23 protein-coding genes and 1 pseudogene are annotated in these 26,862 nt (G+C 37.2%); 7 read left to right on the plus strand and 17 right to left on the minus strand.

Features of this window, described 5'->3' with window-relative positions:
- Nucleotides 1–1,040: 1,040 nt before the first annotated feature.
- The 4 genes from QNH43_RS22910 to QNH43_RS22925 are packed head-to-tail and all read right to left on the minus strand — an operon-like array spanning nucleotide 1,041 to nucleotide 3,217.
- Nucleotides 1,041–1,733 (minus strand): aspartate/glutamate racemase family protein, encoded by a 693-nt coding sequence (locus QNH43_RS22910; protein WP_283915830.1) that lies wholly within the window; start codon nucleotides 1,731–1,733, stop codon nucleotides 1,041–1,043.
- Nucleotides 1,734–1,763: 30 nt separating this feature from the next.
- Nucleotides 1,764–2,186, minus strand: coding sequence for a FosM family fosfomycin resistance protein (fosM, locus tag QNH43_RS22915; RefSeq protein ID WP_283915831.1), 423 nt, complete (start codon nucleotides 2,184–2,186; stop codon nucleotides 1,764–1,766).
- 1 nt (nucleotide 2,187) lies between these two features.
- Nucleotides 2,188–2,730, minus strand: coding sequence for a PepSY-associated TM helix domain-containing protein (locus QNH43_RS22920; protein ID WP_283915832.1), 543 nt, complete (start codon nucleotides 2,728–2,730; stop codon nucleotides 2,188–2,190).
- 46 nt (nucleotides 2,731–2,776) lie between these two features.
- Nucleotides 2,777–3,217, minus strand: a complete 441-nt coding sequence (locus QNH43_RS22925; RefSeq protein ID WP_283915833.1) for a GNAT family N-acetyltransferase — start codon at nucleotides 3,215–3,217, stop codon at nucleotides 2,777–2,779.
- A 167-nt stretch (nucleotides 3,218–3,384) separates the two neighbouring features.
- Here QNH43_RS22925 and QNH43_RS22930 point away from each other — a divergent pair, with 167 nt between their 5' ends.
- The 3 genes from QNH43_RS22930 to nhaC all read left to right on the plus strand — a co-directional run bounded on the left by QNH43_RS22930 (nucleotide 3,385) and on the right by nhaC (nucleotide 7,696).
- On the plus strand, nucleotides 3,385–4,794 hold the full coding sequence (locus QNH43_RS22930; protein WP_283915834.1) for a sigma-54 interaction domain-containing protein: 1,410 nt from the start codon (nucleotides 3,385–3,387) through the stop codon (nucleotides 4,792–4,794).
- Between the two features lie 234 nt (nucleotides 4,795–5,028).
- Nucleotides 5,029–6,195 (plus strand): alanine dehydrogenase, encoded by a 1,167-nt coding sequence (locus tag QNH43_RS22935; protein ID WP_283915835.1) that lies wholly within the window; start codon nucleotides 5,029–5,031, stop codon nucleotides 6,193–6,195.
- A gap of 49 nt (nucleotides 6,196–6,244) precedes the next feature.
- Nucleotides 6,245–7,696, plus strand: coding sequence for a Na+/H+ antiporter NhaC (gene nhaC / locus QNH43_RS22940; RefSeq protein ID WP_283915836.1), 1,452 nt, complete (start codon nucleotides 6,245–6,247; stop codon nucleotides 7,694–7,696).
- A gap of 96 nt (nucleotides 7,697–7,792) precedes the next feature.
- On the opposite strand, the gene QNH43_RS22945 is transcribed toward nhaC, so the two are convergent.
- Nucleotides 7,793–8,284: a GNAT family N-acetyltransferase gene (locus QNH43_RS22945; RefSeq protein WP_283915837.1), complete on the minus strand. Its 492-nt coding sequence runs from the start codon at nucleotides 8,282–8,284 to the stop codon at nucleotides 7,793–7,795.
- 157 nt (nucleotides 8,285–8,441) lie between these two features.
- A complete protein-coding gene (locus QNH43_RS22950; protein ID WP_283915838.1) occupies nucleotides 8,442–10,088 on the minus strand; it encodes a spore germination protein in 1,647 nt (548 codons plus the stop codon).
- Nucleotides 10,089–10,509: 421 nt separating this feature from the next.
- Here QNH43_RS22950 and QNH43_RS22955 point away from each other — a divergent pair, with 421 nt between their 5' ends.
- The gene (locus QNH43_RS22955; RefSeq protein ID WP_283915839.1) at nucleotides 10,510–11,427 is read left to right on the plus strand and encodes an IS110 family RNA-guided transposase; all 918 of its coding nucleotides are present in this window, start codon (nucleotides 10,510–10,512) and stop codon (nucleotides 11,425–11,427) included.
- Nucleotides 11,424–11,741 carry a hypothetical protein gene (locus tag QNH43_RS22960; RefSeq protein ID WP_283915840.1) on the plus strand — a complete coding sequence of 106 codons (318 nt, stop codon included), beginning with the start codon at nucleotides 11,424–11,426 and terminating at the stop codon, nucleotides 11,739–11,741. The genes QNH43_RS22955 and QNH43_RS22960 overlap by 4 nt, the downstream gene beginning before the upstream one ends.
- A gap of 175 nt (nucleotides 11,742–11,916) precedes the next feature.
- On the opposite strand, the pseudogene QNH43_RS22965 reads toward QNH43_RS22960, so the two are convergent.
- Nucleotides 11,917–12,259: pseudogene (locus QNH43_RS22965) on the minus strand (winged helix-turn-helix transcriptional regulator).
- Between the two features lie 209 nt (nucleotides 12,260–12,468).
- Here QNH43_RS22965 and QNH43_RS22970 point away from each other — a divergent pair.
- Nucleotides 12,469–13,464 carry a zinc-dependent alcohol dehydrogenase family protein gene (locus QNH43_RS22970; protein ID WP_283915841.1) on the plus strand — a complete coding sequence of 332 codons (996 nt, stop codon included), beginning with the start codon at nucleotides 12,469–12,471 and terminating at the stop codon, nucleotides 13,462–13,464.
- Between the two features lie 345 nt (nucleotides 13,465–13,809).
- On the opposite strand, the gene QNH43_RS22975 is transcribed toward QNH43_RS22970, so the two are convergent.
- The 10 genes from QNH43_RS22975 to QNH43_RS23020 all read right to left on the minus strand — a co-directional run bounded on the left by QNH43_RS22975 (nucleotide 13,810) and on the right by QNH43_RS23020 (nucleotide 25,090).
- Entirely contained in the window at nucleotides 13,810–14,478 is a 669-nt protein-coding gene (locus QNH43_RS22975) for a DUF2642 domain-containing protein (RefSeq protein WP_283915842.1), read from the minus strand.
- An 83-nt stretch (nucleotides 14,479–14,561) separates the two neighbouring features.
- Nucleotides 14,562–14,903, minus strand: a complete 342-nt coding sequence (locus tag QNH43_RS22980; protein ID WP_283915843.1) for an ArsB/NhaD family transporter — start codon at nucleotides 14,901–14,903, stop codon at nucleotides 14,562–14,564.
- A 280-nt stretch (nucleotides 14,904–15,183) separates the two neighbouring features.
- Entirely contained in the window at nucleotides 15,184–15,540 is a 357-nt protein-coding gene (locus QNH43_RS22985) for an ArsB/NhaD family transporter (RefSeq protein ID WP_349654786.1), read from the minus strand.
- A 363-nt stretch (nucleotides 15,541–15,903) separates the two neighbouring features.
- Nucleotides 15,904–17,301, minus strand: coding sequence for a DUF2642 domain-containing protein (locus QNH43_RS22990; protein WP_283915844.1), 1,398 nt, complete (start codon nucleotides 17,299–17,301; stop codon nucleotides 15,904–15,906).
- A 69-nt stretch (nucleotides 17,302–17,370) separates the two neighbouring features.
- Nucleotides 17,371–17,901, minus strand: a complete 531-nt coding sequence (locus QNH43_RS22995; protein ID WP_283915845.1) for a hypothetical protein — start codon at nucleotides 17,899–17,901, stop codon at nucleotides 17,371–17,373.
- 1,685 nt (nucleotides 17,902–19,586) lie between these two features.
- Nucleotides 19,587–20,948 carry a branched-chain amino acid transport system II carrier protein gene (brnQ, locus tag QNH43_RS23000; protein ID WP_283915846.1) on the minus strand — a complete coding sequence of 454 codons (1,362 nt, stop codon included), beginning with the start codon at nucleotides 20,946–20,948 and terminating at the stop codon, nucleotides 19,587–19,589.
- Nucleotides 20,949–21,034: 86 nt separating this feature from the next.
- On the minus strand, nucleotides 21,035–21,994 hold the full coding sequence (locus QNH43_RS23005; protein ID WP_283918431.1) for a proline dehydrogenase family protein: 960 nt from the start codon (nucleotides 21,992–21,994) through the stop codon (nucleotides 21,035–21,037).
- Entirely contained in the window at nucleotides 21,978–22,310 is a 333-nt protein-coding gene (locus QNH43_RS27880; RefSeq protein ID WP_434060139.1) for a hypothetical protein, read from the minus strand. Before QNH43_RS27880 ends, QNH43_RS23005 begins: the two co-directional genes overlap by 17 nt.
- A 118-nt stretch (nucleotides 22,311–22,428) precedes the next feature.
- On the minus strand, nucleotides 22,429–23,988 hold the full coding sequence (gene pruA, locus QNH43_RS23015; protein ID WP_283918432.1) for an L-glutamate gamma-semialdehyde dehydrogenase: 1,560 nt from the start codon (nucleotides 23,986–23,988) through the stop codon (nucleotides 22,429–22,431).
- Nucleotides 23,989–24,082: 94 nt separating this feature from the next.
- On the minus strand, nucleotides 24,083–25,090 hold the full coding sequence (locus tag QNH43_RS23020) for a proline racemase family protein (RefSeq protein ID WP_283915847.1): 1,008 nt from the start codon (nucleotides 25,088–25,090) through the stop codon (nucleotides 24,083–24,085).
- A 343-nt stretch (nucleotides 25,091–25,433) separates the two neighbouring features.
- Between QNH43_RS23020 and QNH43_RS23025 the strand changes: the two genes are divergently transcribed.
- Complete coding sequence (locus tag QNH43_RS23025) at nucleotides 25,434–26,810, plus strand: sigma-54 interaction domain-containing protein (protein WP_283918433.1); 1,377 nt, start codon at nucleotides 25,434–25,436, stop codon at nucleotides 26,808–26,810.
- Nucleotides 26,811–26,862: the final 52 nt, after the last annotated feature.

Here is a 26,862-nt window from a genome sequence, read left to right on the forward strand (position 1 = left end):
AAATTCTTTATTTATTTTCATTTTTGGCAAGGTGCACTGCAAAACATAGTAATTATCGAAATTACCAATTTAGCAATATTGATAATATTTTTCTAAAATTGAAAAGAATTTAGCTACCATTCTAACTTCTTGGTATTTCATTTTGCAGAAAAGGAACCATGCTCAAATATCAGCATGATCCATTGTTATTATTCTGTATTTTAAAAAACTACTCGCCTTTTGCATTAATGCGGGCTGCCTAATAATTTGCCGACTGCATAGATTTTTTCAAGAAGGCTCTTATCTAAAATATGGTTGCTTTTTTTGATTCGCTGATAAACTTTCGAAATCCGCTAATAATTACTTTAAAGAAGTGAATTAAACCCTTAAATCGTACTTTTTTGGAGTTTGAACCTAGTTAAAAACAACAATCAATGCGAAACAGCCTTCAAAAATATTAAGAATGTCTATCAATTAGAAGATCAACTAGGAAAATGCCATTTTGGCATTCGGAGTTTGACTGAATTCGGTAACCTGTTGGGGGCCCCTAGTCCAATCAGTGCTCTCAATACTCTCATCTTGAGGTTAGCCCTAAAGCTATTTCGGAGAGAACCAGCTATCTCCAGGTTCGATTGGAATTTCTCCGCTACCCACACCTCCCCCCCGCACTTTTCAATGTTTCCTTCATTGCTTTTCAAAAGTACTCATTCCCTAGAAAACAAAAGGGAGAACCTCGCCTCTTGCTCGTCTTTTGTCTTATTATTATAAATTTACATAGTTAGATGTGCAAAATAATTCCTAAAGTAACACATTTCGGAAATTATACGCTAAGTGAATCCCAACCTAAAAAGCCGATTTCCTCTAAGTTAATTTTTTACATACTCAATAAAAAGAATCGTTTTCCCTATAAGGAAAACGACTCTTTTGGTAAACATGGCAACAAATTGGCCAACGTTGTATCCATGCAATCACTTTGCTTATACAACTAATCTGCCCTTATAACCCCACAAAAAAAGGCTGCCGCAGCAACCTTCCTTATTGAAGCACAGTATCCAATCCATTCATTTTTCCAATGTCATATTAACAGCATCAATGGCATGGATTGCGGCCGTATCAAATAATGGCACTTCTGAGTCCTCTGGTTTTATTAGTAATCCAATTTCGGTGCAGCCTAATATTATTCCTTCCGCTCCATCATCCACTAATCCCTTGATGACCTTTTTGTAATGATCTCTTGATGATTGCTTGATTTCCCCTAAACATAATTCTTCATAAATGACTTGATTGATCACTTTTCTATCCTCGGCATTTGGTATCAAAACCTTGATACCATTAGACTCAATTCGTGTTTTATAAAAGTCTTGCTCCATCGTATATTTAGTGCCAAGTAAACCAACCGTGCTGATCTTGGACTTTTGAATTTGTTTTGCGGTTGAATCAGCAATGTGTAAAATCGGTAAACTGACTTTTCCTTCAATATATCCGACCACTTTATGCATCGTATTTGTACAGATTAGAATCATTTCGGCACCTGCCTTTTCCAAAGACAGGGCTGCTTCCCCTAATAATTTTCCGGAACTATCCCAATCCCCTTCAGCTTGATAGCGTTCGATCTCTTCAAAATCCACGCTATATAAAATGCACTTGGCTGAATGCAATCCTCCCAATTTGGCTTTTACTTCTTCGTTAATGGTTCGATAATATTCCAGCGACGATTCCCAGCTCATGCCGCCAATGAGGCCAATAGTTTTCATGAACTTTCCCCTTTTCATTTAGCTTATTTATCAGTCGAAAAACTCCATATGTGTTTTTTCTTGTTTGTAGTAATCTATTCTATCTTGTAAAGAACCTGTATGAAACTCGAACTTATGGCCATCTGGATCAGTGAAATAAATGGACTTCTTATCTTTTTCATCTCTTGGACGTCCTGACAAGATGTTTACATTCAATTCCTTTAGTTTCTCGTACATGTGCATAAAGTCAGTTTCTTCTATGGAAAATGCTATATGTGTGTATGATTGGCTTATTTCATTACGGGGAATATCCTTTTCTGCATTCAGGGCAATCCACATTCCCTTCAAATCAAAATAGGCAGTGTTTCTCCCCTTGACTAACAATTTTGCATCAAAAACACTTTGATAAAACTCAATGGATCTCTCTAAATTAGAAACTGAAAATAAAAAATGATTCAAACCTTTTATAGACACTCTAACACCTCATATTAGGATTGCTTTTTTTCGCCATTAGACGCTTATAAAGAGGATAGCCAAACATGTAATACCCTGAAAATGACAGCAGGATTAGGGATAAACCGGTCATTGTGAGGATACTGTATCTATACCAATCGCCAAAGAAGGATCCATCATGCAAAGTGATGAGGAACGTCGAGTAATCCGGATTTGTGGATAACACTTTTCCCGTACTCACATCTATTTGAACACCTTGACCGTTATTAAAGCGAACCTGGTAAACATTTGCACTTGGTCTATATTCTATTCTAAATATATCTTCAACCGAGTCCGCACCTGGAAGATCCTGAGACGTGGCAATGGATACGACCTTCTCCATAGGTATCGCTTGATCTGGACCCGCCTCTTTCCCCGTCCTTAACTCATCAGCCACTCCGAGTGGTAACATATAAACAAGCACAAGGCCTGTGACTGCGATGAACATGAAAAAAATGGATAAAACCAATCCAGTCCATTTATGTATTTTTCGGCTAAATTGATACAACTTTACAGATTTCGACAATTCCGTCACCCCTTGACCATTTTTCAAAACAGTAAAATTCATATAATTATAAATTTTTCTTCATAACCACCCGATCTTCATTTACAACATAATCATTTTTCAGATAAAATGCTTCTGCAAGACCGTCATTAGCAGTTAATAAATATAAACTTTTAATCTCTCTTTTCTGCAATTCACCTTCTAAAGATCGAAGCATTTTTGAGCCATGCCCTTTACCTTGCATTTCATTATTCACACAAAGTTCTGCCAAATAATAAGTTAAACCTTGATAAGACACCTTACTATTTCCGGCAATGAAACCAACTGGATTGTGATCAATCTGAAATAAAAAGCCAAGAAATTTAGGCGTATGCAATAAGTCGGAAAGTCTCTCTTTAGCCGTTTCATATGTCCAACTTTCATTCCATGGTTCACGATTAAAAACGTTCATGTAGAGTTCGATACACAGCTCCAAATTCTCCGATGTCAGTGGCAGCATTTCTGTCATATTCATGCTTCCTTTCTATTTTCATTAAAATTTTGTATATTAATCCAAATTATATCTTATCTAATGTGAACTAACCTGTTTCTATAGAACCATAAAAGAAGGGCTGCCTAAGAAGAATTAAATCACCTAAAATACTAGACAACTACAAAATCATGGAGGAGAAAACAATGAACAGATTGGAAAATTATGAAGTTCTGAATCAACTGAAATACATTGATGGCATTACCATTATCGATAATAAAGGGACAATCTTGTTTACAATCAAATTTAATCCGCGATTTCACTCTGAAACTCTCGAACGGGAGGAAATATTAGGAGAAAGCTTATTTTCTGTATTTCCTACGCTGAATGAAAAATCGAGCACGTTATTAAATGCCCTGAAAACAGGTCGCCCTATTTTTAAAGGCAAGCAAGAAATTGTTGATTTCATGGGACGGAAAATTGAAACCACAAATATCTCTTTACCAATCAGGGCCCATGGGAAAATTATTGGAGCAATTGAATTGTCGAAAGAAAGAAGGAAAGAAGATTCCATTCCTAATAATGTAATCGAGATCAATTCAGATATGTTTAAAGGCGATAAACGATTACTGGAAAATATTCGGCCGGAACGGGCCAAATATACACTAAAAGATATTATTACCGATAACGAGGAAATGAAGAATTTAAAGCATTTAACCGAAAAAATCGCTAAAGGAAGCTCACCTGTCTTTATATATGGTGAAACAGGAACAGGAAAAGAATTATTTGCCCAATCACTGCATAATGCCAGCACTCGTGCAGAAAAGCCTTTCATTGCGCAAAACTGTGCAGCCATTCCGGAAGCCTTAATTGAAAGTATTCTGTTCGGTACAATAAAAGGAAGTTTTACAGGAGCAGAAAATAATCCAGGTTTATTTGAAATAGCGGAAGGAGGAACCATTTTCCTGGATGAGATCAACTCGATGCCCATTCATCTCCAATCCAAGTTATTAAGAGTACTGCAGGACGGATATATTCGAAGATTAGGAGATAGAAATATTAGAAAAGTTGATGTACGTATAATCACGGCGTCCAATAAACGCCCTGAAGATTGTGTAAAGGATAAAGATATGCGGCTTGATTTATATTACAGATTATGTGTAATGACGCTCAATATTCCGCCATTACGTGAACGGAAAAATGATATCAAGCCTTTATTGGATTTTTTCATCTCTAAATATAATGTGCTGCTGCACAAGAACATTACCAACGTATCCAAAGAAGTATATGACTTTCTCTTAAGGTACAACTGGCCAGGGAATGTAAGGGAATTGGAACATATTGTTGAATTTGCGATCAATCAAATGGATGAATGGGAAGATACACTTCAAATGAAAGATATTGAAGAGCGTGTGAAAAATTTCATTAGACATAGTGAGGAAGAGTTTCAGATTGAACCATTAAAAGATGCTGTGGCCAGATTAGAAAAGATCATGATCGAAAAAGCAATCCATCAAACAAAAAACAACGTATCTCAAGCAGCTAAATTACTCGAAATCCCTAGACAGACTTTGCAAAATAAGATCAGATTGTACGAAATAGTGCCCAAAAGCTAACAATGGACAAATAAACGATGTAGAAAGTGCCCAAAATATAACATCCATTGCTTAAATAATAACAATTTAATCATTTTCACTATCTGAAATCGACATTATCATAATGCGAAACTCTTATTTTCCTGCATAAAACAGCGGAAAATGATGAGATCTCTTGGCATACTTCTTGCTTAGTTTACAGATGTAACACAAAGCATTTCCTCTCTATAAAAAACTAGGAAGAAGGGGTATAGTATGAAAATTGGTATGCCGAGGGAAATCAAGGCTGGGGAAGATCGCGTTGTATTAACACCAATAGAAACTGCTGAGTTAGTCGGAGATGGGCATTGCGTGTTGATCGAGACAGAAGCTGGTTTGAAGGCTGGCTTCACTGATGAGGAATATGTGGAAGCAGGCGCACACATCAGGCTGACCATGGACGAAATATATAAGGAAGCTGACTTTATTGTGAAAGTTAAGGAAATTTCACCCGAAGAATATGAGCTGTTGAGGGAAAATCAAATGATCTTCGCCTGCCTCCATCCGGCTTCAAACAGTGAAGAAGTGGACGTATTAATGAAGAAAAAAGTGATTGCCCTTACGGCAGAGGATTCCCATAGATATGGTTCCCCTAACTGTGAAGTTGCCGGCAAATTAGGCGCTTTAATGGGAGCTTATCATTTGCTTAGCATAAATGGAGGAAACGGACAGCTTATATGCGGAGTCGGCGGCGCATCGGGAGCGAATGTCCTGGTCCTTGGTGCTGGAATTGTTGGAAAGGCAGCTACAGAAATTGTTTCCGCCTTAGGTGCTGACGTTACCCTAACGGACATCAATATAGGTGCATTAAGACATTGCCAAGAAATTTTTCCTAAAAATGTAAACACGATGATTTCCAATCAACAAAGCATTAAGAAAGTCCTTCAAGAAATAGACTTAGTCATCAATTGTGTTAAATGGCCAAAACATAGAAAGGATCATTTAATTACTAGAGATATGTTAAAGATCATGAAAAAAGGTTCAGTGATTGTGGACATCAGTGCGGATGTTGGCGGGGCAATTGAAACCTATAAACCGACAACACATGCAGACCCTACTTATGTGTTAGACGGCGTAGTTCATTACGGGGTCGATAATATACCAGGAGCTGCACCACATACTGCCTCTAAAGCCTATGCTTCAGCCGTACTGCCCCATATCCGGTCCATCGCGAACAACGGTGTAGCGGAGGCGTGCAGGAGAGATGGGTACTTAAGAAGAAGCTTAACCGTATATAAAGGCATTCTTACACATGAAGAAACATGTGTCGTTCAAGCCAGGGAATTCACATTTCCGGAAGAAGCACTGGGTTTGACGGATCGCAATGATCTCGATTTTGTACCTAGTGCTACAACAACAAAATTACCGATGAAAATGAGTTAGCCCATCAACTATTTAAAAAGGAAGAAATGTTAAGGGGGGAGAAAAATCCATGAATGAAGTTGAAAAAAAGGTTTCACTCAAGGTGGCATTGCTGACTATTCTTGTATTGATAACGGTTTTATCAATCGGTAACGGCATTTTGAAACTGCCTACCGATATCGTATTTATTGTCGCAACGATCGCCATTTCCATCGTTCTATTAACACAGGGATTTAAAGGCAAGGAACTGCAAGAATATTTCGTTGATGGTTGTAAGAAATCATTGCTGGTCGTGTTGATTTTAATGAGTGTAGGAATGGTTATCGGTTCTTGGATTGTTTCGGGAATTGTTCCCTCCATTATTTTTTACGGACTCAAGTTACTATCTCCCACCGTGTTTTTAGTATCAGGCTTTCTGATATTATGTGTTACCTCCTTTTTTATCGGCAGCGCTTATGCATCAGCAGGAACACTTGGGGTTGCATTCATGGGCATTGGCTATGGAATGGGAATACCACCGGCATTAACGGCAGGCATGGTTGTATCGGGAGCCATATTTGGAAATAAAATTTCGCCATTTGCCGACACTACAAACTTGGCAGTGGCCGTTACGGGGGTTGAACTCACGAGCCATCTTCGGTCCATGCTTTATTCCGTATTGCCAATACTAGTCATCAGTACCATCTTGTATGGATTTCAAGGAATGAAGTTTTCCCATAATTCGTTGGATGTGACCAAAATAGATTTAATTACAGATACGTTGTCTAAACACTTTGTGATCAGTCCCTTTTTGCTGCTTGTACCGGTTATAACGATTTTATTGGCTGCCAAGAAAGTTCCCCCATTAATTGCCTTGTTAATATCAGCCTTAGGCGGGGTGATTGCCGCTGCTTTAATTCAAACAAATTATGATATAAACACCATTTTCACCGCTTTATCTAAAGGATTCCAAATACAAACCGGGGTGGAACAAGTCGACAACCTACTCAATAGAGGCGGTATAGCAAACATGATGCCGACTGTTACTCTGTCCATTTTAATTCTTGGTTTTGGCGAGATATTACAAAGAACAGGTATTGTAAGTGCCATTCTAGGCAGCATTAAGAATGCAATCAAAAGTGCACGAAGTCTTGTTTTAACAACCTTATTCTCAGGATTGGTTACAGATATGCTTACAGCAAGTCAGTATATGTCCATTATATTGCCTGGTCAAATGTTTAAATCCGCTTATAAAAAACATAACGTATCGCTAACCGTTCTTTCCAGAACGTTAGAAGATGGCGGAACCATGTTTTCCTATCTCGTTCCTTGGTCGTTAACAGCGATTTATTTATCAGGGGTACTGGGAGTCTCGACTTTGGATTTTTTCCCTTATGCTTATCAAGCCGTCTTAACACCTATTCTTGCCATCATTTACGCACTAACAGGATTTGCAATCTTTAAAGAAAAAGGAAATGTGAACAAGGATAAAGAAAATCCGGAAGAAAAAACGTTCATGCAGAAAAAAATAAGCAATGAATAAAAAACACTTTAGCTGACAGCCCTGCTATATAATATTCCATGAAAAAAGGTCGGCCAGCAATCTTTACTGGCCGACCTTCGTCATTAAGAACAGGATTCATTGCCAATCCCCATAATTTGATAGCTGTTTCATGAATAAAACTCTATCTTGATCTAGTCCGTCATAGTCAGAGTGGACTGAAACACCATCGATTAATTTATCTCCATCTTCCATTTCAAACCCCATCTTGAGATGATAGGCAATTGAAGATTGGTTGACAGGAGACGTTACACAACGGACAATCTTGCGGCCATTTTGATGAACGACATGAAAAAACTGATGGTATAAATGTCTTCCGATATCATTTTTTCTGAATTCAGGATGTACGCCAACAAAGTGAATATATGCCTCATCAGATTGAGATTGAGATAGAATCCCTATTAGGAAACCGACTATTTCCCCTTCCTTTTCGGCAATGAAACTTGTATTTGTAAAATGATCAAAAAATAATTTCGGTAACATATCAGACATTTGCCTTCCGTCCCACCACTCATTGATCAGTGGAGATATTGCATAGTAATCTGACCCTTTCACTGAACGAATTTCCATTCTTCTCCCCCTTTAATGATGCAGCTAAACTAATTTTATCATTTGCCATATAACCCAGAAACATTTTGCACAACTACCCCCGATAGTTACATAAAGAAAGAGCTGTCTTATAGACAGCTCGAATATTAAGCTAACGCACCCGTTTTGTTACAGCATGTCACGTTTCAGTGCCGTCACCCTTCTTCATGTTAGAAGTCTTCATTCCGCGTGATGTAGGAGGCAGTGGCCTTTGATTATCGCCTTCTCTTTTCAGATTAGTATTGGAGCTTAAAAATTCGGGTCTTTTTTTTAACGCCCACAATGGTCTCCTGTAGAATGTATCGCCTAGTCCTTCCGGATTAAGCGGAGCAAATGGTGACATATAAGGAACTCCGAATGAACGCAGGCTGCATAAATGGACTAGGACGACAAAAAAGATTAAATTCATACCATAAAAACCCATTGCACCTGCGCAAATGATAAATACGAACCGCAGCAAGCGAGCAGCAGTTGCCATGGTATAGGAAGGGGTCGCAAAACTTGCAATGGCCGTGATCGATACCATGATGACCATTGCCGGTGATACAATTCCAGCCTGAACCGCCGCCTGACCAATCACCAGGGCACCAACAATGGACATGGTCGCCCCAATGGCTCTGGGCATCCTTAGGCTTGCTTCTCGTAAGAGTTCAAATGTTATTTCCATGAAGATTGCTTCGATAACAGCCGGCAAAGGAACGGAATCCCGTTGTGCCGCAAGAATGACGAGCAGCTTTGTAGGAATCATTTCTTGATGATACGTTGTAGCTGCTACATAAACAGATGGGGCAATCAGCGAAATAAAGAAAATGATAATACGTAAAATACGTATAGCTGAGGCTATATCAAAGCGAGCATAGTAGTCCTCGACAGATTGAAAGAACTGAACAAATAACGCAGGCGCCACCAAGACAAAAGGCGTTCCGTTAACAAAAATGGCTACCCTTCCTTCAAGGAGATTGCCAGCGACCTTATCAGGTCTTTCTGTATGATCAAGGGTGGGGAATGGGGTCATGACCTGATCTTCTATCAATTGTTCAATATATCCCGATTCAAGAATACTATCGATATTTATTCCTTTTAAGCGCTCTTTGACCTCTTCGACGATTCCTTTTTTTGCAATCCCATTTATATACATAATGGAAACATCCGTCTTTGTCACAGTGCCGATTTTCATCGACTCTATCCATAAATCCGGACTGTTAATGATGCGGCGTACCAGGGCTATGTTTATTGCATTCGATTCAGTAAACCCTTCTCTTGACCCGCGGACCACCGAATTTGTGCTTGGTTCCTGGACAGAACGCCTTTCTCCCCCTTTTGTACTGGCAACCAGGGCCATGTTTATGCCATCAACAAAAATGACGCTATCCCCTGATAATAATGACAAAAATAATTTTTCCCAGTCCGTAACGGGTTCTACACCGCCGAGTGAAACCACGTCTTTAGAGATCACTTCCAGCACTTCATGTGGAAGTAACTTTTCTTTTAGATGAGGATTTTTCATGATGGATTCAATTAAAAAATCTGTAACACTCGGATTGTCTATCAGACCCCGTACATACAAAATGGTCACCTTGATCACAGGATTTTGACTAGTTTTCAACGTTCGTATAATGATATCCGGACTGCTTCCTGTTTTTTGCTTCACGATATCCAGATTGGCTGTTAGAGAGCTCTCAATATTTTTGGGTTTTTTCATTATAGATTGATCTTTTTCATTTTCGTCTATCTTTTGCTTCTTGCGTTTCTTCATTTGTCCTTTTTGTTTAAAAAAAGAAACCATGGCATCGGTCCTCTTTCAATCCTATTTCTCTTTATTCTGTCCAACAAAATCGGTTTTTATGGATAACTTCATTCCCAGCAATATTATTAGATCTAATTTTTAGGTATTCATTATGGAACTATCCTGCCCCTTTAATTGCATAAGAAACTCCTATGGCGGCGCTCCTCGCCGCCACCATCTACTACGAAAATCTAAACTCAAAAATAGAGTCTAACCCATTAAACCGTTGACGATAATGGATGATAACAATACAACCAGGCTGAACTTTTTTTGGTGGATCTTAAGGAAGATACCCTGTATAAGAAACTGGTTGTGACAGTATGGAAGAACCATTTAGTGTACTACTAGTACGTATACAAAAATTTTTGTAACAAATCTCCTGTCATATGTATTGTTAATCTTTTTTTGAGGTGATTCTCCTATGGAAGCAATGATTGAACGGTGTGCTGGCCTAGATGTGCACCAAGAAACAGTAGTAGCCTGTGTATTATTTGGTCCATTAGATAAAAAACCAAAAACCTCTATTGAAACGTTTTCAACTACAACAACGGGACTCTTGGCTTTGAGTGATTGGCTCGCTCCCCTCCAGGTATCCGATGTTGTGATGGAAAGTACCGGAGTCTACTGGAAACCAATATGGAATATACTCGAAGGATCTTTTCACCTTGTTCTTGCCAATGCCAGGCATGTCAAAAATGTTCCAGGCCGTAAAACTGATGTAAAAGATGCCGAATGGCTTGCCAAGCTTCTAAGATGCGGACTTATTGAAAGCAATTTTGTCCCACCAGAGGATATTCGTGATTTACGTGATCTTACTCGTTATCGAAAAAAATTGATTCATCATCGCACATCAGAGCAGAATCGCATTCACAAAATTCTTCAAGATGCTAATATCAAGCTAACTTCCGTTCTATCAGACATTTTTGGTGTATCGGGACGCCGAATCCTTGAAGCGATTCTAAACGGTGAAAAAATAGAGACCGATGGTCTTCGAAAAATGGTGGATTGGCGAACAAAAGCAAGTATTACTGACATTGCCCATGCAATTAATGGCCGTATTCGCCGTCATCATCGTGATATGTTGCGTTACCATTGGGAGCATATGAGTTATTTAGAAAAAGCCATAGAAGAATTGGAAAAACAAATTGATCAACTCCTGTCCCCATATCATAAGGAAGTAGAATTATTGGATGGTATACCTGGTGTGAACAAAGCTGCCGCAGCTACTTTTATTGCAGAGATGGGCGTGGATATGTCTTTATTTAAGTCGGCTAAACATCTTGCCTCTTGGGCTGGTGTGAGTCCTGGAAATTACGAAAGTGCTGGTAAAAAAAAATGAGTAAAACCACACAAGGTAACAAAGCTCTGAAAACGATGGCCGTAGAGTGTGTATTAGCGACATCAAGGCAAAATAATCGAATTGCTTCACATCGAAAAAGGATTACCAAAAGGCAGGGAAAAATGAAAGGACGAATTGCTTCTGCTCATTTACTATTGACGATTGCTTACAACATCTTAAAAACAGGAGAACCCTATCATGAACTAGGCTCAAATTACCTTGAAGAAAAACAAAATAACAAAGAATTAAAAATGATCGAATACCTAAAAAAGAAAGGCTATTCAATCGCTCCATCTAAACAACAAACTGCATAACCAGTTAAATTAACGACATAGTACATTTAGCCCTTCGAAAAAAAATGAGAATATGGAGGGTTTATTTTAGCATGGCTTTTTTACTAATGTGTTTTCATACAAAAAAGGCTGCCGCAGCAACCCCTGATATTTCACCCGTTTGTTCAAGGAATACTACCACAATAGCTCCTCCTTGCTACATATTTTCTGAGATCCTTCGTTTCATTAATACCTCATTTCCGTTCATATCTCCCCAATCTCGCATTAAGTTAATAATAGGTTTTAATGTTTCCCCAAAGGGAGTAAGAGAATATAATTTCACGATGTACAATACCATCCTGCTCCAATTCCCGAAGTTGTAACGTTATCATGCGTTTTGTGGTATAGGGCATAAGTCTCCCTAACTCGTTAAAACGTTTAGGGCCGGAGATTAAGTTATATAATATGATCCCTTTCCATTTGCCTCCTATCACATCTACTGTAACTGCAACAGGACAAGCAGTGGTATCAGGGCACTTTTCCGTTTTAAAGTCCTTCATATTGACACCCCAATCTTTTAAGTATCAAATTGTATACTATATTACAAATTTTATCCTATTCAACAAAAATGTGCGTACTTTTAATTTTATATTATATAAAGTATCATTGATTTTGCGAGAGAAGACTAAATATTCGTTCTTTTCATTAACGATGTTACGATAATAGTCTGATGAGACATTTTCCTAAAAAATAAGTAGGAGTGACTAAAGTGAAAGCACAAATTATACAATCTTTTGGTGAACCCTCCGTATTTCAATTTAAAGAGGTTTCAAAACCTGAACTAAAAGCTGGACATGTACTCATTCAAGTCAAAGCTACAAGTGTAAACCCCATTGATGCGAAAGTCCGTGCTGGTGCAGTTCCAGCCGTTGCCCCCGAGTTTCCGGCAGTTTTACATGGGGATGTTGCAGGTTTGGTATCTGCAGTGGGTGAAGGAGTAACCGAGTTTAAAGTTGGCGATGAAGTGTTTGGATGCGCGGGTGGTTTTAGAGGGACTGGCGGTGCACTTGCAGAGTTTATGCTGGCGGATGCCGATTTACTTGCTCACAAACCGAAAAATTTGACGATGGAAGAAGCCGCTGCTTTACCATTGGTTTCCATTACCGCATGGGAAGCATTATTCAATCGGGCAAATCTACTCCCTGGACATAATATACTGATCCATGCAGCGACCGGCGGTGTAGGACACATTGCCATTCAACTGGCGAAATGGAAAGGCGCCACAGTCTATACAACTGCCTCTTCGCAAGAGAAACTGGAGATTGGCACAAGTCTTGGTGCAGATGTAACTATTAATTATCGAGCAGAAAGCGTTCACGACTATGTACAGAAATATACAGACGGAAAAGGATTTGACGTTGTGTTTGATACGGTAGGAGGAGAAAACCTTGATCGCTCCTTTGAGGCGGCTGCGGTACATGGAACGGTAGCAGCCATTGCTGCCCGTTCGACCCATGACCTCTCCCCAGTGCATTCAAAGGGACTTTCTCTGCATGTTACCTTTATGTTGTTGAAGATATTAAACAAGGACATGCATAAGCATTATGGAGAAATTTTGAAGAAGGTTGCTCGGCTGGTTGAGGAAGAGCAGCTGCGTCCGCTTGTGGATCCAAACATTTTTACGTTTGATGAAGTTTCAAAAGCCCATGAATACATGGAGTCAGGCAAGGCGATTGGAAAAATTGTTCTGAAAAATAGTTGGTGATATTCTAAAAGATTCTCACGTAACGTCTGCTTTTAAACTTTGATTTATTTAATTAAAATAGATAAGGAAATATACAATGCGATAAATCCACTTACACTAAAGCTATTGGTGAACCATTGAAAAAAGCTCCTTTTCAGAAGTTTTTTATATCTTATAGATATTTCGTGGATGGTATCAGTAAGACTTTCAATTATCTTTTCGAAACCTGAACAAAGTTTTATCAATTTCCCGATTTTTTACTAAAAGATAAATATGTAAGAAGTGGGTTTTTTTGTAAAGTATTCTCACCTTGTTTACGCTTTAGAAAAGGAATATCAAAAAGGCAGCATATTTGCTGCCTTTAATTCAGGGTAGGTGAACTGTTTTAATATGATGAAGATTTAAATATACAGGTTCCTCCCTTGCCGTAATAAGTTCAACAAAATTATCTTCTAACTTATTAATTTGTCCAATTAAATTGGAGTTTTCTCCTATATTAAAAATAATTAAGCTACCGATCAGTTTTTCCACTTGTACGTCAAAGGTTCTTGCCAATGAAAGGTTTGAAGGATGTACAGGAAGATCCTTGTTACTTAAACCATAAGGAGTTTGATTGTCCGTATATGGGATAATCCACTTTAAATGAAATAAAGGTATATACATAGTCTTATGAACTGGTGAATAGAATTCAAAGTAATTATTCATCACCCTTGTTATATACCCGTGTAAAGGCTGGTTACCAGTTACATATATTTCTGTGAACATCCCTTTCGCGGATAAAAGAGTTTTTCGTAGTGATAATTCTTCCTCAGCTTCAATTCCAGGTGAATCTACAGGGAGGGAAATCTCCTCGTTTTCCGTAGTATTTACTTTGCAATTTTGAATATGAATGATTGGAAGATACACAAAATCCTGTCCATTAAAGATAACCACTACATCAATACCAGTATCAACCAGTGTACCGAAAAAGAATTTTTTTCCGGAAAGTTCTATTTTAATTGTTTTTCCTCTGAGATTTTGTAAGATTTTATTCATAATCACCCCTCCTTCCTACATTAATAGCCAAGTGGTCCAAAAATACAGCGAGATTAAACTTACATTAACCCTATAGGAATTATCTAAAAGGTAACTTTAAGATACTTCCCCCAAGAGATATTGATGGAGTGTTTCTTCAATATATACATCCAAATTAATGTGGCCAGCGTACCAACAGACGTCAACAAAGCACCTATATCGCTTCCGATCACGTTAGCAAGATAAGCAATTTGCACAAGGTGAGGATCCAATCCCATTTCTGTTATCGACAAAGTCCCTATCATAACTGCAGGAAGATTATTAGTTAATAATATGCCCATGATCATGGTTGCGTTGAATGGGCTATCCATAATTAAGGGTTTTAAATTGCTGACTATATAATCGTTCAAGCCAACATTCTTCAAACCATATACCAGCACGTACATATTGAAAGCAAATAAAAGAACATGCCAGGGTATTTTTCTTTACAATATCGCTAGACCAGTTTTGGTTTTATACCATCTCAGTAATATCAAAAGATTGCAAAACTCATTTCAAACAACTTCCAATCATTATCTTCGGATTGTTGTTTAACATTGAGTGGATGAGTTTGCACATAGCGTGAAAGGTTTTATCCCATTTTACTGGTACACTGGGGATTTTCCTTGGAAGGTCCTTCTTAAAGTATAGATATAGTAATAACCTGATTGTTAAAATCCCTATCATTCAAGAAACAAACATCATATTGATATAACTATTAAGGCTCAATCCTACAATCTTTAGTGCAATCAAATTGGAAATATTGCTTACTGCTATTGGGGCACTCGCTGCCGTTGCAATTAAAGCTCCTGATATTAGAAAGGGGATTTTTTGGTGAGGTTTAATCTTTAGTAACGTTACAATGTGAATAATAATAGGAGTTGTGATAAGGATACTTCCATCGTTATTGAAAACCATTGTCATGAAAAAGCTTAGGAGATTAATATAGGCGAATAATCTAATCCCTGAACCCTTAGACCGGATGATGATATTTAAAGCAATCCACCTAAAAAAACCAATGCTTTCAAGTACAATAGACATCATTATGGTGGATAATATGGTTAAAGAAGCACCCTGATAATATCAAATATATTTAAAACATCCGTCCAAGGAACAATGCCTGCAACTAATACAGTCAAGGCCCCTATTGTAGTAGGTATAGTTTCATTAATCCCAAATGTCTCCATAACATGAGGATAATAGTTAAAGTAAAAATTATTGACATCAAGACAATTTGTAAACTAAGTATTTACCTCCGCGGCCTTGTTTTTGGATGGTGTAATTTTTACGGTATCAGGAGTGGTTTGATTTTGAGGTTTTACAAAAAAGGAATAGAAGACTCCCCCAAGTACAGAAAAAAACAAAATCAATTCCATGTCCTCCTTTCAATTAGCCTTTAATTTTATCTTAAGGCTTTACCCGTTTTGCCTTCAATTTCCCCTTCATTCTTTCAGCAAATTTCATCAATGAATAATATTCTGTTTTTTGTTTTCCATTTTCCGCATACACCTTTTCAGTGGACTTCATTAATTCGTAACATTTCTTATCTATCAGTTTCCTTTTTTCTTTTAAATTATTTTTCTTTGCGGATTGTTCATTCATTTCTTCAGGGCTTGAGTTCCTGAATCCTCCAGTCTGGTTTTCTTGGATTGCCTCTTGAATATCTTTTTTATTAGTTACTGAAGGGTTTTCCTTCTTACTTTGTTTTTTCTTCTTTTCCTGGGATTTTTGTTTCTTATTTTTATCCGTACTTTTCTTTACATTGGATTGATTTTTGCTCACTTTTTTTATTGTTGATTGAACAGTCGGTTCTTCTTTCACGTTAGATAAAACTTCCGGAGAGGCAGGATTAGTTGCTGTAGGGTTTTCCTTCTTACTTTCTTTTTTCTTTTTTTTCCGGGATTTTTGTTTCTTATTTTTATCCGTACTTTTCTTTACATTGGATTGATCTTTGTCCACTTGATTTACTGTAGAATGAACAGTCGGTTCTTCTTTCACGTCAGATAAAACTTCCGGATGGACAGGATTAGTTGCTGTAGGGTTTTCCTTCTTACTTTCAGGGGATTTTTGTTCCGTATATTTATCCGTACTTTCTTGTACATTGGATTGATCTTTGTCCACTTGATTTACTGTAGAATGAACAGTCGGTTCTTCTTTCACGTCAGATAAAACTTCCGGATGGGCAGAAGCTGGTCCCTCTTTTCCAATAGTTAAAATGTCCTGTTCTTGTTTCTGGTCAACAGGCTCTTCCTCTCCTTTGGAATTAATTTCAGTGTCTTCCTTCAATATGGAATCACTTTCCTTAACTTGATCCCCTTCTGACTGTTTATTTTCAGTATTTTCGCCCTTATTTTCCTGCTGTTTGTTCTCTGACGATTCCTTTTTATCTATCCCTTTGAAAATATAGAGTATATTTGATAATTGTACATAAAGCTGTTTATCCTTATTTAATAAAACGATGTAATTATTAGTTACGGTACTTAAAAATCCGTCAAACGATAGATTATTATCTTTGTTTACTGTCACCCAATGGCCTTGGAGTTCATTTACTAATTCTGTAAAACTTTGTTTCTGTGTTGGTTCGTGATCAAGTATTTGACCCTGGAATTCTTTGGTGTTTTTTGATAAGGCATAAACCTGATTTAAGTTGAAATAACATTGTTTATTTGGATTAATTTGAATGACAATAAAGTCGCTCTTCACATCAAGTACCACCCCATCATGAACAGTTTTATCATCAGAAATAATACTAATATTAAAACCTATCAGTGAATTAAGTGCCTCTTGAAAATTTTGTTTTTTCATCTGATGAGTCCCCCTTATCAATTGGATGGTCGCTTCTGGCCGGAAGCGACACATCATTTATGGGAAATACTATTTTTCTTTTTCTTCTGCTTTATTCTCTTTATTTTTTTCCGATTTTCCACTGTCTTTATTATCTTTATTTTTTTCCGATTTTTCTTCTTCTTTAGGTTTCTCTACTCTTGCACCGTAACTGATGCTGCGGATATGGAACATTGACAGGCGAATAACTTCTTCGTTTAGTATTAACGTTACGAATTCATCATTAATATCATGAAGTACGCCTTCAAGCTTCTCGGGACCGCCTCGGTTAATATTTACCCATTGATTTCTGAGGTTTTTATCAAGTAAGTCCTTAAAAGTTGCAGCTGTTTTATAGGTAAAATCTTCGGGAACCTCCAGTTGAAATTGGAATCCCTTCTTTACATTCTCGGTAATACTTTTGATATGGTCGGTTTTATAGTAGATAACACCTTCTTGTTCAGTTAAGATCGATAAGTGGTCATCGTATATGCCTAATAATAATCCTGTCCGAGATTCAGGCCCTCCTCTATCTACCTTTAGAACTTTCCCAACCAAATTAGTTAACCATTCCTTATTCATAATGTTGCCCCTCCTATATAATCATTTACCCTGTATGTATATGTGTCATGGAATGACATTGTGTCGTGGTAAATGTCCAACTTCTATCAATAAGACTGGAATTCATCAAAAATGTGTATATGCACTAACCTTTAGATTTTCCTGGAGTTAAATGACTGAAATTCCTGAATGAACTCTATGGCCAGAATAATGGATAGTTTAAAAAAGTACTTTATTCGAAGCAGAGAACGCCTTTTAAGATAGCTGAAGGATATTGAATAGCCAGGGGTAAAGAGATGGCGCTAAATCCATGTGAGAAATTCGCTCAGCATCTAACAGATGAATTGGTGTAATGGATAGTCACTTTAATGAACTTAAATGAAGAGTGGATCGCTGCGGTATCTGCGCTTCATTATCCGTACTTTGCTAGACCAAATACCTAACGGTGTGTATTATGTGGACGAGTTATTGTTAAAAACAAACAATCATTATGCTCAATATTTGACCTATTACATGACGGATTTAGTGACAGGGGAAAATGAAAATACAGATGGTTGTTTGTTAAATAGGACGCTTCTGAAATTATTCATTTAGGTATGGATCAAGTTTGCAAAAATAAATGTATTGGATCTAATCGAGTTTCGGATTTTTTTCATAAGTTAAACAAGAAAATAAATTTAATAAGAGGGTGAAAAAATGAAGAAAAAATCTAATAAAAGGAACACCCAGTGCGTGCAACTCAAGAGGTAACAGAAGAAGACAAAGGTGCCTAAGGGAAAAAGAACCGAAAAAATAGCATCAAAAAGGGAACTATGGGATTAATATTTTTGTGTGAAAGGGGTTTTAACCTTTTGAGCCTCTCGATGTCTTTCTTTTGGAAGGTATCCCCCAATCGCATCACCCGTGGGTCTTCTTTGGCATCGCCGTTTTTTGGAGTTAGAGAAATTTATTTTAATGGTAGTTTAAAACAGACGATTTGGTTTGGTTGGGAAAATAAATTGAATGAGTGATTTCAACTAATACTTAGGCATAAAAACTTATGCTCCTTCTTAGTTCCTCATTGTGTTTCAACATTAATGTTTTTGTAAGAACCACTTAATGAAACCGTAAATATTGAGAAAGCTGCTTAAACTATCCTACCCCTTTAATGACATAAGAATGGCCTTGGCAACCCCCTTTATCGATTTCACAAATTTCTTAACTTCATATTTCATTCAATTATTATCCTTTTTATATTTATATCTTCTTGGTAAAAAACATTAGTCATGGATATGCTGTAATACTTTGTGGATTCGTAGGCTGGGCCCCCTATTGATGCTACATATTTTCTGAGATCTTTCGTTTCATTTAAAAATAGACGGCACGGCGAGAGTTTCTATAGGATTCTCACTGTACCGTCTGCTTTTATTTTTAATTATTTTCGGTTACATCCTCTTGTTCTTCATTCCAAAATCATACTTCATACCTCAAAAAAATTCATTTTCTGCCCTGGTTTATAAAAATAACAGCCGTTGATCAAATGAAACCTATTACCGACTTTCTTTGTCTGTATAAAAAGGAGACTCCTTTTTCTGTTTCGAATGCTTTTTGAAGATTGCAAATCTCATTAATTTCACATTCAATTCGTTCACTCCGTTTTACAAATATATGAAATCATTTTACTTAATCAGACAATCATCATCTCTGCCCCTTCAACTGGTTGATTATTACGAAACTTTATCAGTTGCTTGTCCAGCTATATCAACAATTACGCTGGATTCTTTTTTAGTTTTTGCGACAATTAGCCCAATCAAAAAGCCCACTAATCCTGTGCTTATCCATCCAACGCCATGCTCGAATAGTGGAATAAAGCCAAACATCCTATTGATTTCATTTGTTAAGATATGCGCTTCTTTTAAAGCATCAAGCAGAGCAACGATTCCTACTCCTGCTACTGTACTCACATACACAGATTGATAGCCTTTAAACAAGTTATTGGTAAATATTAAAGCAATTAGAGCAATTGCCAATGGATAAAGCAGTAGCAATATTGGAGAGGCAAGTGTTAATACAGTATTCAATCCAAAGTTCGTAATAATTGTTCCTATGATAGAAAAAGCTATAATCCATTTTTTATAGCTAACAGACGGAACAACTCGTTCAAAGTATTCAGAAACGGCTGCCAGACATGCTACATTTGTTGTAATTCCTGTGAGGAAAATAATTGTTCCAATGATATAAATTCCATAATTCCCAAACAGGGCAATAGCACTCTCAGCTAAAACTTCTCCTCCGTTTTCTTTTAACCCAATTGCATCTACACTGGAAGCACCCATCCAAGCCATTGAAACCTGTAAAGCAATTAACCCAATAATTGTTATGATCCCTGCTTTGATAAATAGCTTGGAAACTTCTTTTTCAGATTTTATTCCTAACGAACTAATTGACTTAATGAAAATGCCGCCAAATATAAAAGCAGCTAGTACATCCATTGTATAGTAGCCTTGCGTAAACCCTTTTAAGAATACGCCATCTAAGTATTCCTCTTTAGGAGCCCCGATTTTGCCCATAGGTGTTATAAATGATTTTATAATCAATACTGCCAGCAATATTGAAAAGATGGGGGTAATAATCTTACCCAGGTTATCTACCAACTTTTTTGTATCCCAGGTGAGTAGGATCGTCAATAGAATAAATAACGCTGAAAATACAAGCAGATACAGCCTTTCATTTCCTGTACTTTGAATTAAGGGATTTAAACCTATTTCATAAACAACAGAGGTTGTCCTAGGGATAACGTAAATAGGTCCCAACGTTAAAAAAAGTAACATTGAAAAAATAGTTGCAAAGCGAGGATGAACCCGTCCTGCGAGCTTTTCTACAGTGCCTCCTCCACGGGTTAGAGCCACAATAGCTAATAAAACCAGTCCAACACCTGTTATTAGAAACCCTCCCATGGCAAGCCAGGTGTTTGTTCCGGCTTGCTGGCCTAGCATTGGAGCAAATATAACATTCCCTGCTCCTAAAAACATGGCAAAGAGCATTAACCCAATAGACAACACTTGCGAAAAGGGAACCTTTTTATCCATTGTTATTCCTCCTTATTGTTATGAATACAGGAAAGACTGAAAGAGCCATTCCCACATTTCATATGGAATAATCGTTACATTTTTCTTTATACTTTCGTTGGTTTCTTCTTGCTTAATCTTCCTAATAGAAAGGCACCCGCTCCGATCCCGATTAGGGTGTTCGTTTTTTTGTTGAATGTCTGTTTAGCTACTAAGTTAAGGTTTTGGGGACGCTCCGCCAAACGGCGCATAAAGTATCCATACCAGTCCACTCCAAATGGAACATAAGTACAAAAATTGTATCCTTCTTGGGCTAAACTCAACTGCATATCCTTTCTGAATCCGTAAAGCATTTGGAATTCATATTTCTCTGCTGGTATGTTGTTCTTTTTCGCGAACTTTTTCACATGATTAATGATTTGGTGATCATGTGTAGCAATGGATGTAAATTTACCATGAAGGAGATGGTACTCGATTAACTCAATGAAATTTTGATCAATATCTTTTTTGTCTTGATATGCGACATTTTCAGACTCTTTATAAGCGCCTTTTACGATTCTTAACCGGTAATTTTTATATTTTGTAATCATGTCTTTCGCATTATAAAAATAAGCCTGAATAACCGTTCCAATATTATTATAGTCTTTGGAAAGTTCATCAATTAAATCAAATGATGACTGAAGATGACCATGATCTTCCATATCAAAATTAATAAATACATTATATTTGTACGCGTTTTCAACAATTTCCGATAGATTTTCAAGGCAGAAACTATAATCAATATCCTGGCCCAGTTGAGTAGGCTTTAAGGAAATATGAGCATCTAATTGATGCTGATAGATAGCTTCAATAACGTCAAGAATCTTTTTTTTCGCCTGCAGGGCTTCTTTCTTTTCAAATACAAACTCGCCAAGGTTATCGATTGTTGCAGAAATGCCATTTGCATTCAATTCTTTAACACTCTTCACCATTTCTTCGATATTCGTTCCCGCTACGACAGACTGGGCACCAAGTTTAAGCCCCCATCGTTTTGCACCGATATTAAGCATTTTATTTTGTGAAAGCATAATAAAAAAATCTTTTGTTATTGTCAAAATAGTGACCTCCATCGTTTTGAACTGGACTTTTCACCAATTCAGTTATATTTAGCGTTAATCGCAGAATTTCACTTGAAAACAAACATAAAACACTTTTACTACTCATTTTTCTTATAAGTATACAATTCACAGAAGAGAGATTACGACCAGCGTTTTGCATTGCGGTACCATATTGGTTTCGGACAGTTACAGGCTCTCCTAAATGATCCATTGTACAGACCATTCCTTTTTCATTTAAAGTTTGAGACTTTTTAATAGCACTTTCGATAGTCTCTCCTGCGGCCACTTGAGAAGACCCATTTTTTAGCGCTTTATTTAGATCATTATTTTGAGAGGCTTAAAGAAAGAATTTTTCCAATCGGTTGCTATCCATATAAAAGACAGCATAAAAGCTGCCTTATTTCTTAAATTGTTTCACTAATCGTTTTTGCCTGCATGTGTAAAATAAGATAGTCAGGGCCTCCTGCCTTGGAATCTGTTCCTGACATGTTAAAACCACCAAATGGCTGGTAGCCAACAATTGCTCCTGTGCAGCCACGGTTAAAATAAAGATTACCTACATGAAATTCTTCTTTTGCACGCTTAATATGATCAGGGTTATTCGAGAGTAACGCTCCAGTTAGCCCATAATCCGTATTGTTCGCTATTTCCATCATGTGATCAAAATCGCGGGCTTTACAGACAGCCAAAACAGGACCAAAAATTTCTTCCTGCATAATGCGTGCTTTTTCATCCACATCAGCAATAATAGTCGGCTGAATAAAGTAGCCTTTAGAATCGTCCCCTTCACCGCCGGTTATCAACTTGCCTTCTTCTTTTCCAATTTCAATATATTTTGTAATCTTGTTAAAAGAAGCTTGATCAATAACTGGCCCCATGTAGTTATTCATGTCTTCTGGATTACCGATTGATAACGTGTTTGTTAAAGCAGCTGCTTTTTCTAAAACTACGTCATAGACATCTTGGTGTACAACCGCACGTGAACCAGCCGAACATTTCTGCCCCGAGAATCCAAATGCTGAGTACACAATCGAGGATGCTGCTAAATCTAAATCAGCATCTTCATCCACTAAAACAGTATCTTTTCCACCCATTTCAGCAATCACACGCTTCAACCAGATTTGGCCTGGCTGCACTTTTGCTGCACGTTCATAAATACGGCAGCCAACCTCACGTGAACCAGTGAAAGATACAAAGCGGGTTTTCGGATGATCAACAAGGTAATCACCTACTTCTGCACCACTTCCTGGAATGTAATTGATCACTCCTTCAGGAAGACCGGATTCTTGTAATAGTTCCACAAATTTTGCTGCTATTACAGGTGTATTATTCGATGGTTTTAAAAGAATCGTATTTCCTGCTACGATTGCTGCTGCAGCAGTTCCAGCCATAATCGCCAATGGAAAGTTAAATGGCGAAATGATGATCCCTACACCAAGTGGAATATAATTAAAAGTATTTGCTTCTCCTTCTCTACTTTCTACAGGAGCCCCCCCTTTTAATTGCATCATTTGGTGTCCATAAAAAATCAGAAAATCAATCGCTTCTGCCGTGTCTGCATCTGCTTCTTTCCATGGCTTTCCGGCTTCCTTTACTAGATAAGCGGAAAATTCATGTTTTCGTTCGCGGAGAAGCTCTGCTGCACAAAATAAAATATTCGCCCGTACTTCAGGGTTTTCTTTTTTCCAAGTATCGAAAGCAATTAGAGCAGCTTGCATCGCCTTTTCAGCCAACTCTTTATTTGCTTTGGAAACACTTCCAATTACTTCTTCCTTATTCGCTGGGTTAATCGAAATGATTTGTTCATCTGTTGTAATCGACTCGCCCCCGATAATTAGGGGATAGCCTTTCCCCATCTCTGATTCGACAACTTTTAATGCTTTATTAAATGCATTTTTATTTTCTTCAATCGTAAAATCAGTGAATGGCTCGTGCTTATATTTTTCTTTTAAAGTAGTATTCATAGTCATGTAGTTTTCTCTCCTTTTATAGATAATAAGTTCGTAACAGGCTAAAAGAAACGAAAATATATTTAACCGTCACCAACTTCCTGTTGCATTAAGCATTTTCCAATACAAACTGTTGATTCAAGGTAAAGCCTTGTTGATATGGATCGGTTTCTTCTAAAGCAAATCGATGTAATCCGGTAACCCAGGCTGCCCCTGTAATCTCAGGAATAATAGCATCGAAACCTGATACTGTCGTTTTCCCAACTACTTTACCTGTAAATCTGGAATCGATAATACTTTCTTGAATAATACTTTCACCAACTTGAAGATCCAAGGTTGCTAATTTCGCTGAAGTACCTGTGCCGCATGGGGAACGGTCAATTTGTCCGTTGCCAAAAACAACAACATTACGATAATGATTCTTGTCCTTTTTTAAGCTGAACTCTATAAGATCCACCGTGCAAATATTGGGGTTTTGAGGATGCTCAAAATAAAATTTCTCATTAAGTATTTGTTTTATTCTCATACCAAGTTTAGATAAGACAAGCGTTTCGCTTGTTTTTAATTCCAAATTAAATTGTGACGCGTCTACAATGGCAAATATGCTGCCGCCAAAAGCAATATCTAATTTGATGGTTCCATAGCCTTCAATCGAAATATTCACATTTTTTTCAAGAACAAAAGATGGCACATTCCGGAACGACACTTGACTAACTTTCTGATCTTTATATTTAACTGTACATTCTACCTTGCCTGACGGTGTATCAAGAAAAAACATTTCCTTTTGAGGTAACAAGCCAAACTGTATACCTGCAGTAATGGTGCCGATTGTGCCATGACCGCACATATTAAGGTAATCACCGCTGTCCATAAATATTATGCCCGCATCACAGCCTTCTTGAGAAGGTTCACAAAGAATAGCCCCAAACATATCCTGATGACCGCGTGGTTCGTTCATTAATAAATTTCTTAGCCAAGGTATTTCTTTTTTAAGATTATTTTTTTTTTCTATCATTGTATCTCCTGAAATTTTTGGAACCCCACTTACAATGATTCTAGTTGGCTGACCCATTGTGTGGGTATCGATTGTTTCAATGAACTTAGAAAAATTAATCATCACTACACCTTCTCTTTTTTTACAAAAATTTGCGTTCTACTAGACATGATGCAATTTGCATGCCAAAAAAAATTTCCTGCATTTCTGCGATCAAAAAACAAAATTAAAAATAAGTCATCCTCTTTTATATAACGTGTATGTTCCTCATTCTGAACTGATAGAGCCAGGTTAAAGGGAGGGTACAATTGCAAGATTAATACGTAATAATAAAAAAAATTCAAACTCTAAATATAAACATTGAATAGACTTCTTTTTTAAAATATTATAAAAAGTGTAAATATTATTTACATATTGTAAACCCTGTAAACTTACACAAAAGAGCTGAAAAGGGAGGCAGATCAATATAGCGGATTTTAGTAGAGATAATATCCTTTTTTATTTAGAAGCTATTTTAAAAACCAGTAAAGATGCAGTCACAGCTGTTGATAAAACGGGGCGGGTTGTTTACTGGAATGAAGCAGCAGAAAATACTTATCAAATTAAATCAAATGAAATAATAGGGAAAAACATAGAGAACTATTTTCAAATGAAGGATATTAAATTGTACGAAATATTAAAAAGTAAACAGCCAATTTTTGATGTTTATCATCAACCTCGGCCTGATAAGCATATTTCAATCAGTTCTTCTCCTGTTTTTGACCATGGTGGCAACCTGATTGGCGCCATATCGGTAGATCGTGATATTACAGCTACCGTAAAACTAAATGATAAGCTTTCAGTTACAAACTCAAAGCTACAAGATTTAAAACAGCAAATCATTAATCAGGCTAAAAACTTGCCTTTTTCCAGCATAAAAGGCGGCAGCAAAATTATTAATCAGATAAAGGCATCCGCTATTAAAGTAGCAACAACGGACGCAACAGTGCTGATATTAGGAGAAAGCGGTGTAGGAAAGGAACTTTTTGCACAGGCCATTCATGAGTCAAGTTCTAGAAAAAGAAAGCCATTTGTTCCTATTAATTGTGGTGCAATCCCTTCGCCTTTATTCGAAAGCGAGTTCTTCGGCTATGAAAAAGGTTCATTTACAGGAGCTGAAAAAGGTGGGAAAGCGGGAAAATTAGAAGAAGCAAATGGCGGTACACTATTTTTAGATGAATTAGGAACAATGCCATTAGATATCCAGGTTAAATTCTTGAGAACTCTTCAAGAAGGAGAAATATATAGAATAGGCGGCACAAAAGCAATCAAAGTAGACATAAGGGTAATAGCTGCAACAAACAGCATGCTAGAGGAGATGGTGGAAAAAGGGGAATTCAGGGAAGACTTATATTATCGTCTAAATGTGGTTCCCCTTCATATTCCTTCACTTCGAGAGAGATTAGAAGATGTTCCGGAGCTGGTAAATTTATTTATAGAAGAATTCTCTATTAAATATCAAAAAGAAATACAATTCCTATCCAATGATATCATGGAGTTATTTTCCTCATATCACTGGCCTGGTAACATAAGAGAATTAAGAAATTTTGTAGAAAGACTTGTGGTCATGACCGATGACGCAGTATTACAAGCCAGTGATATATTGAATATCCTTCCACAAAGGGCAAAAAAAATACCGTTTGAAAATGCTAATATCACCTTTCAAGATGAGATAAGCTTAATAGAAAAAGAACGAATAAAACATGCATTAGAAAAGACGCACGGTAATAAGACACTAGCAGCTAAGGAATTAGGATTTTCAAGAGTTACTCTTTACAAAAAGATAACAAAGTATGGACTTTAACATTAATTTCGTCCTGGAAACCATATTACCACTTCCTGAATTTAGCGAATAC

The sequence above is a fragment of the Peribacillus simplex genome, from assembly GCF_030123325.1.
Classification (GTDB): Bacteria; Bacillota; Bacilli; order Bacillales; family DSM-1321; genus Peribacillus; species Peribacillus simplex_D.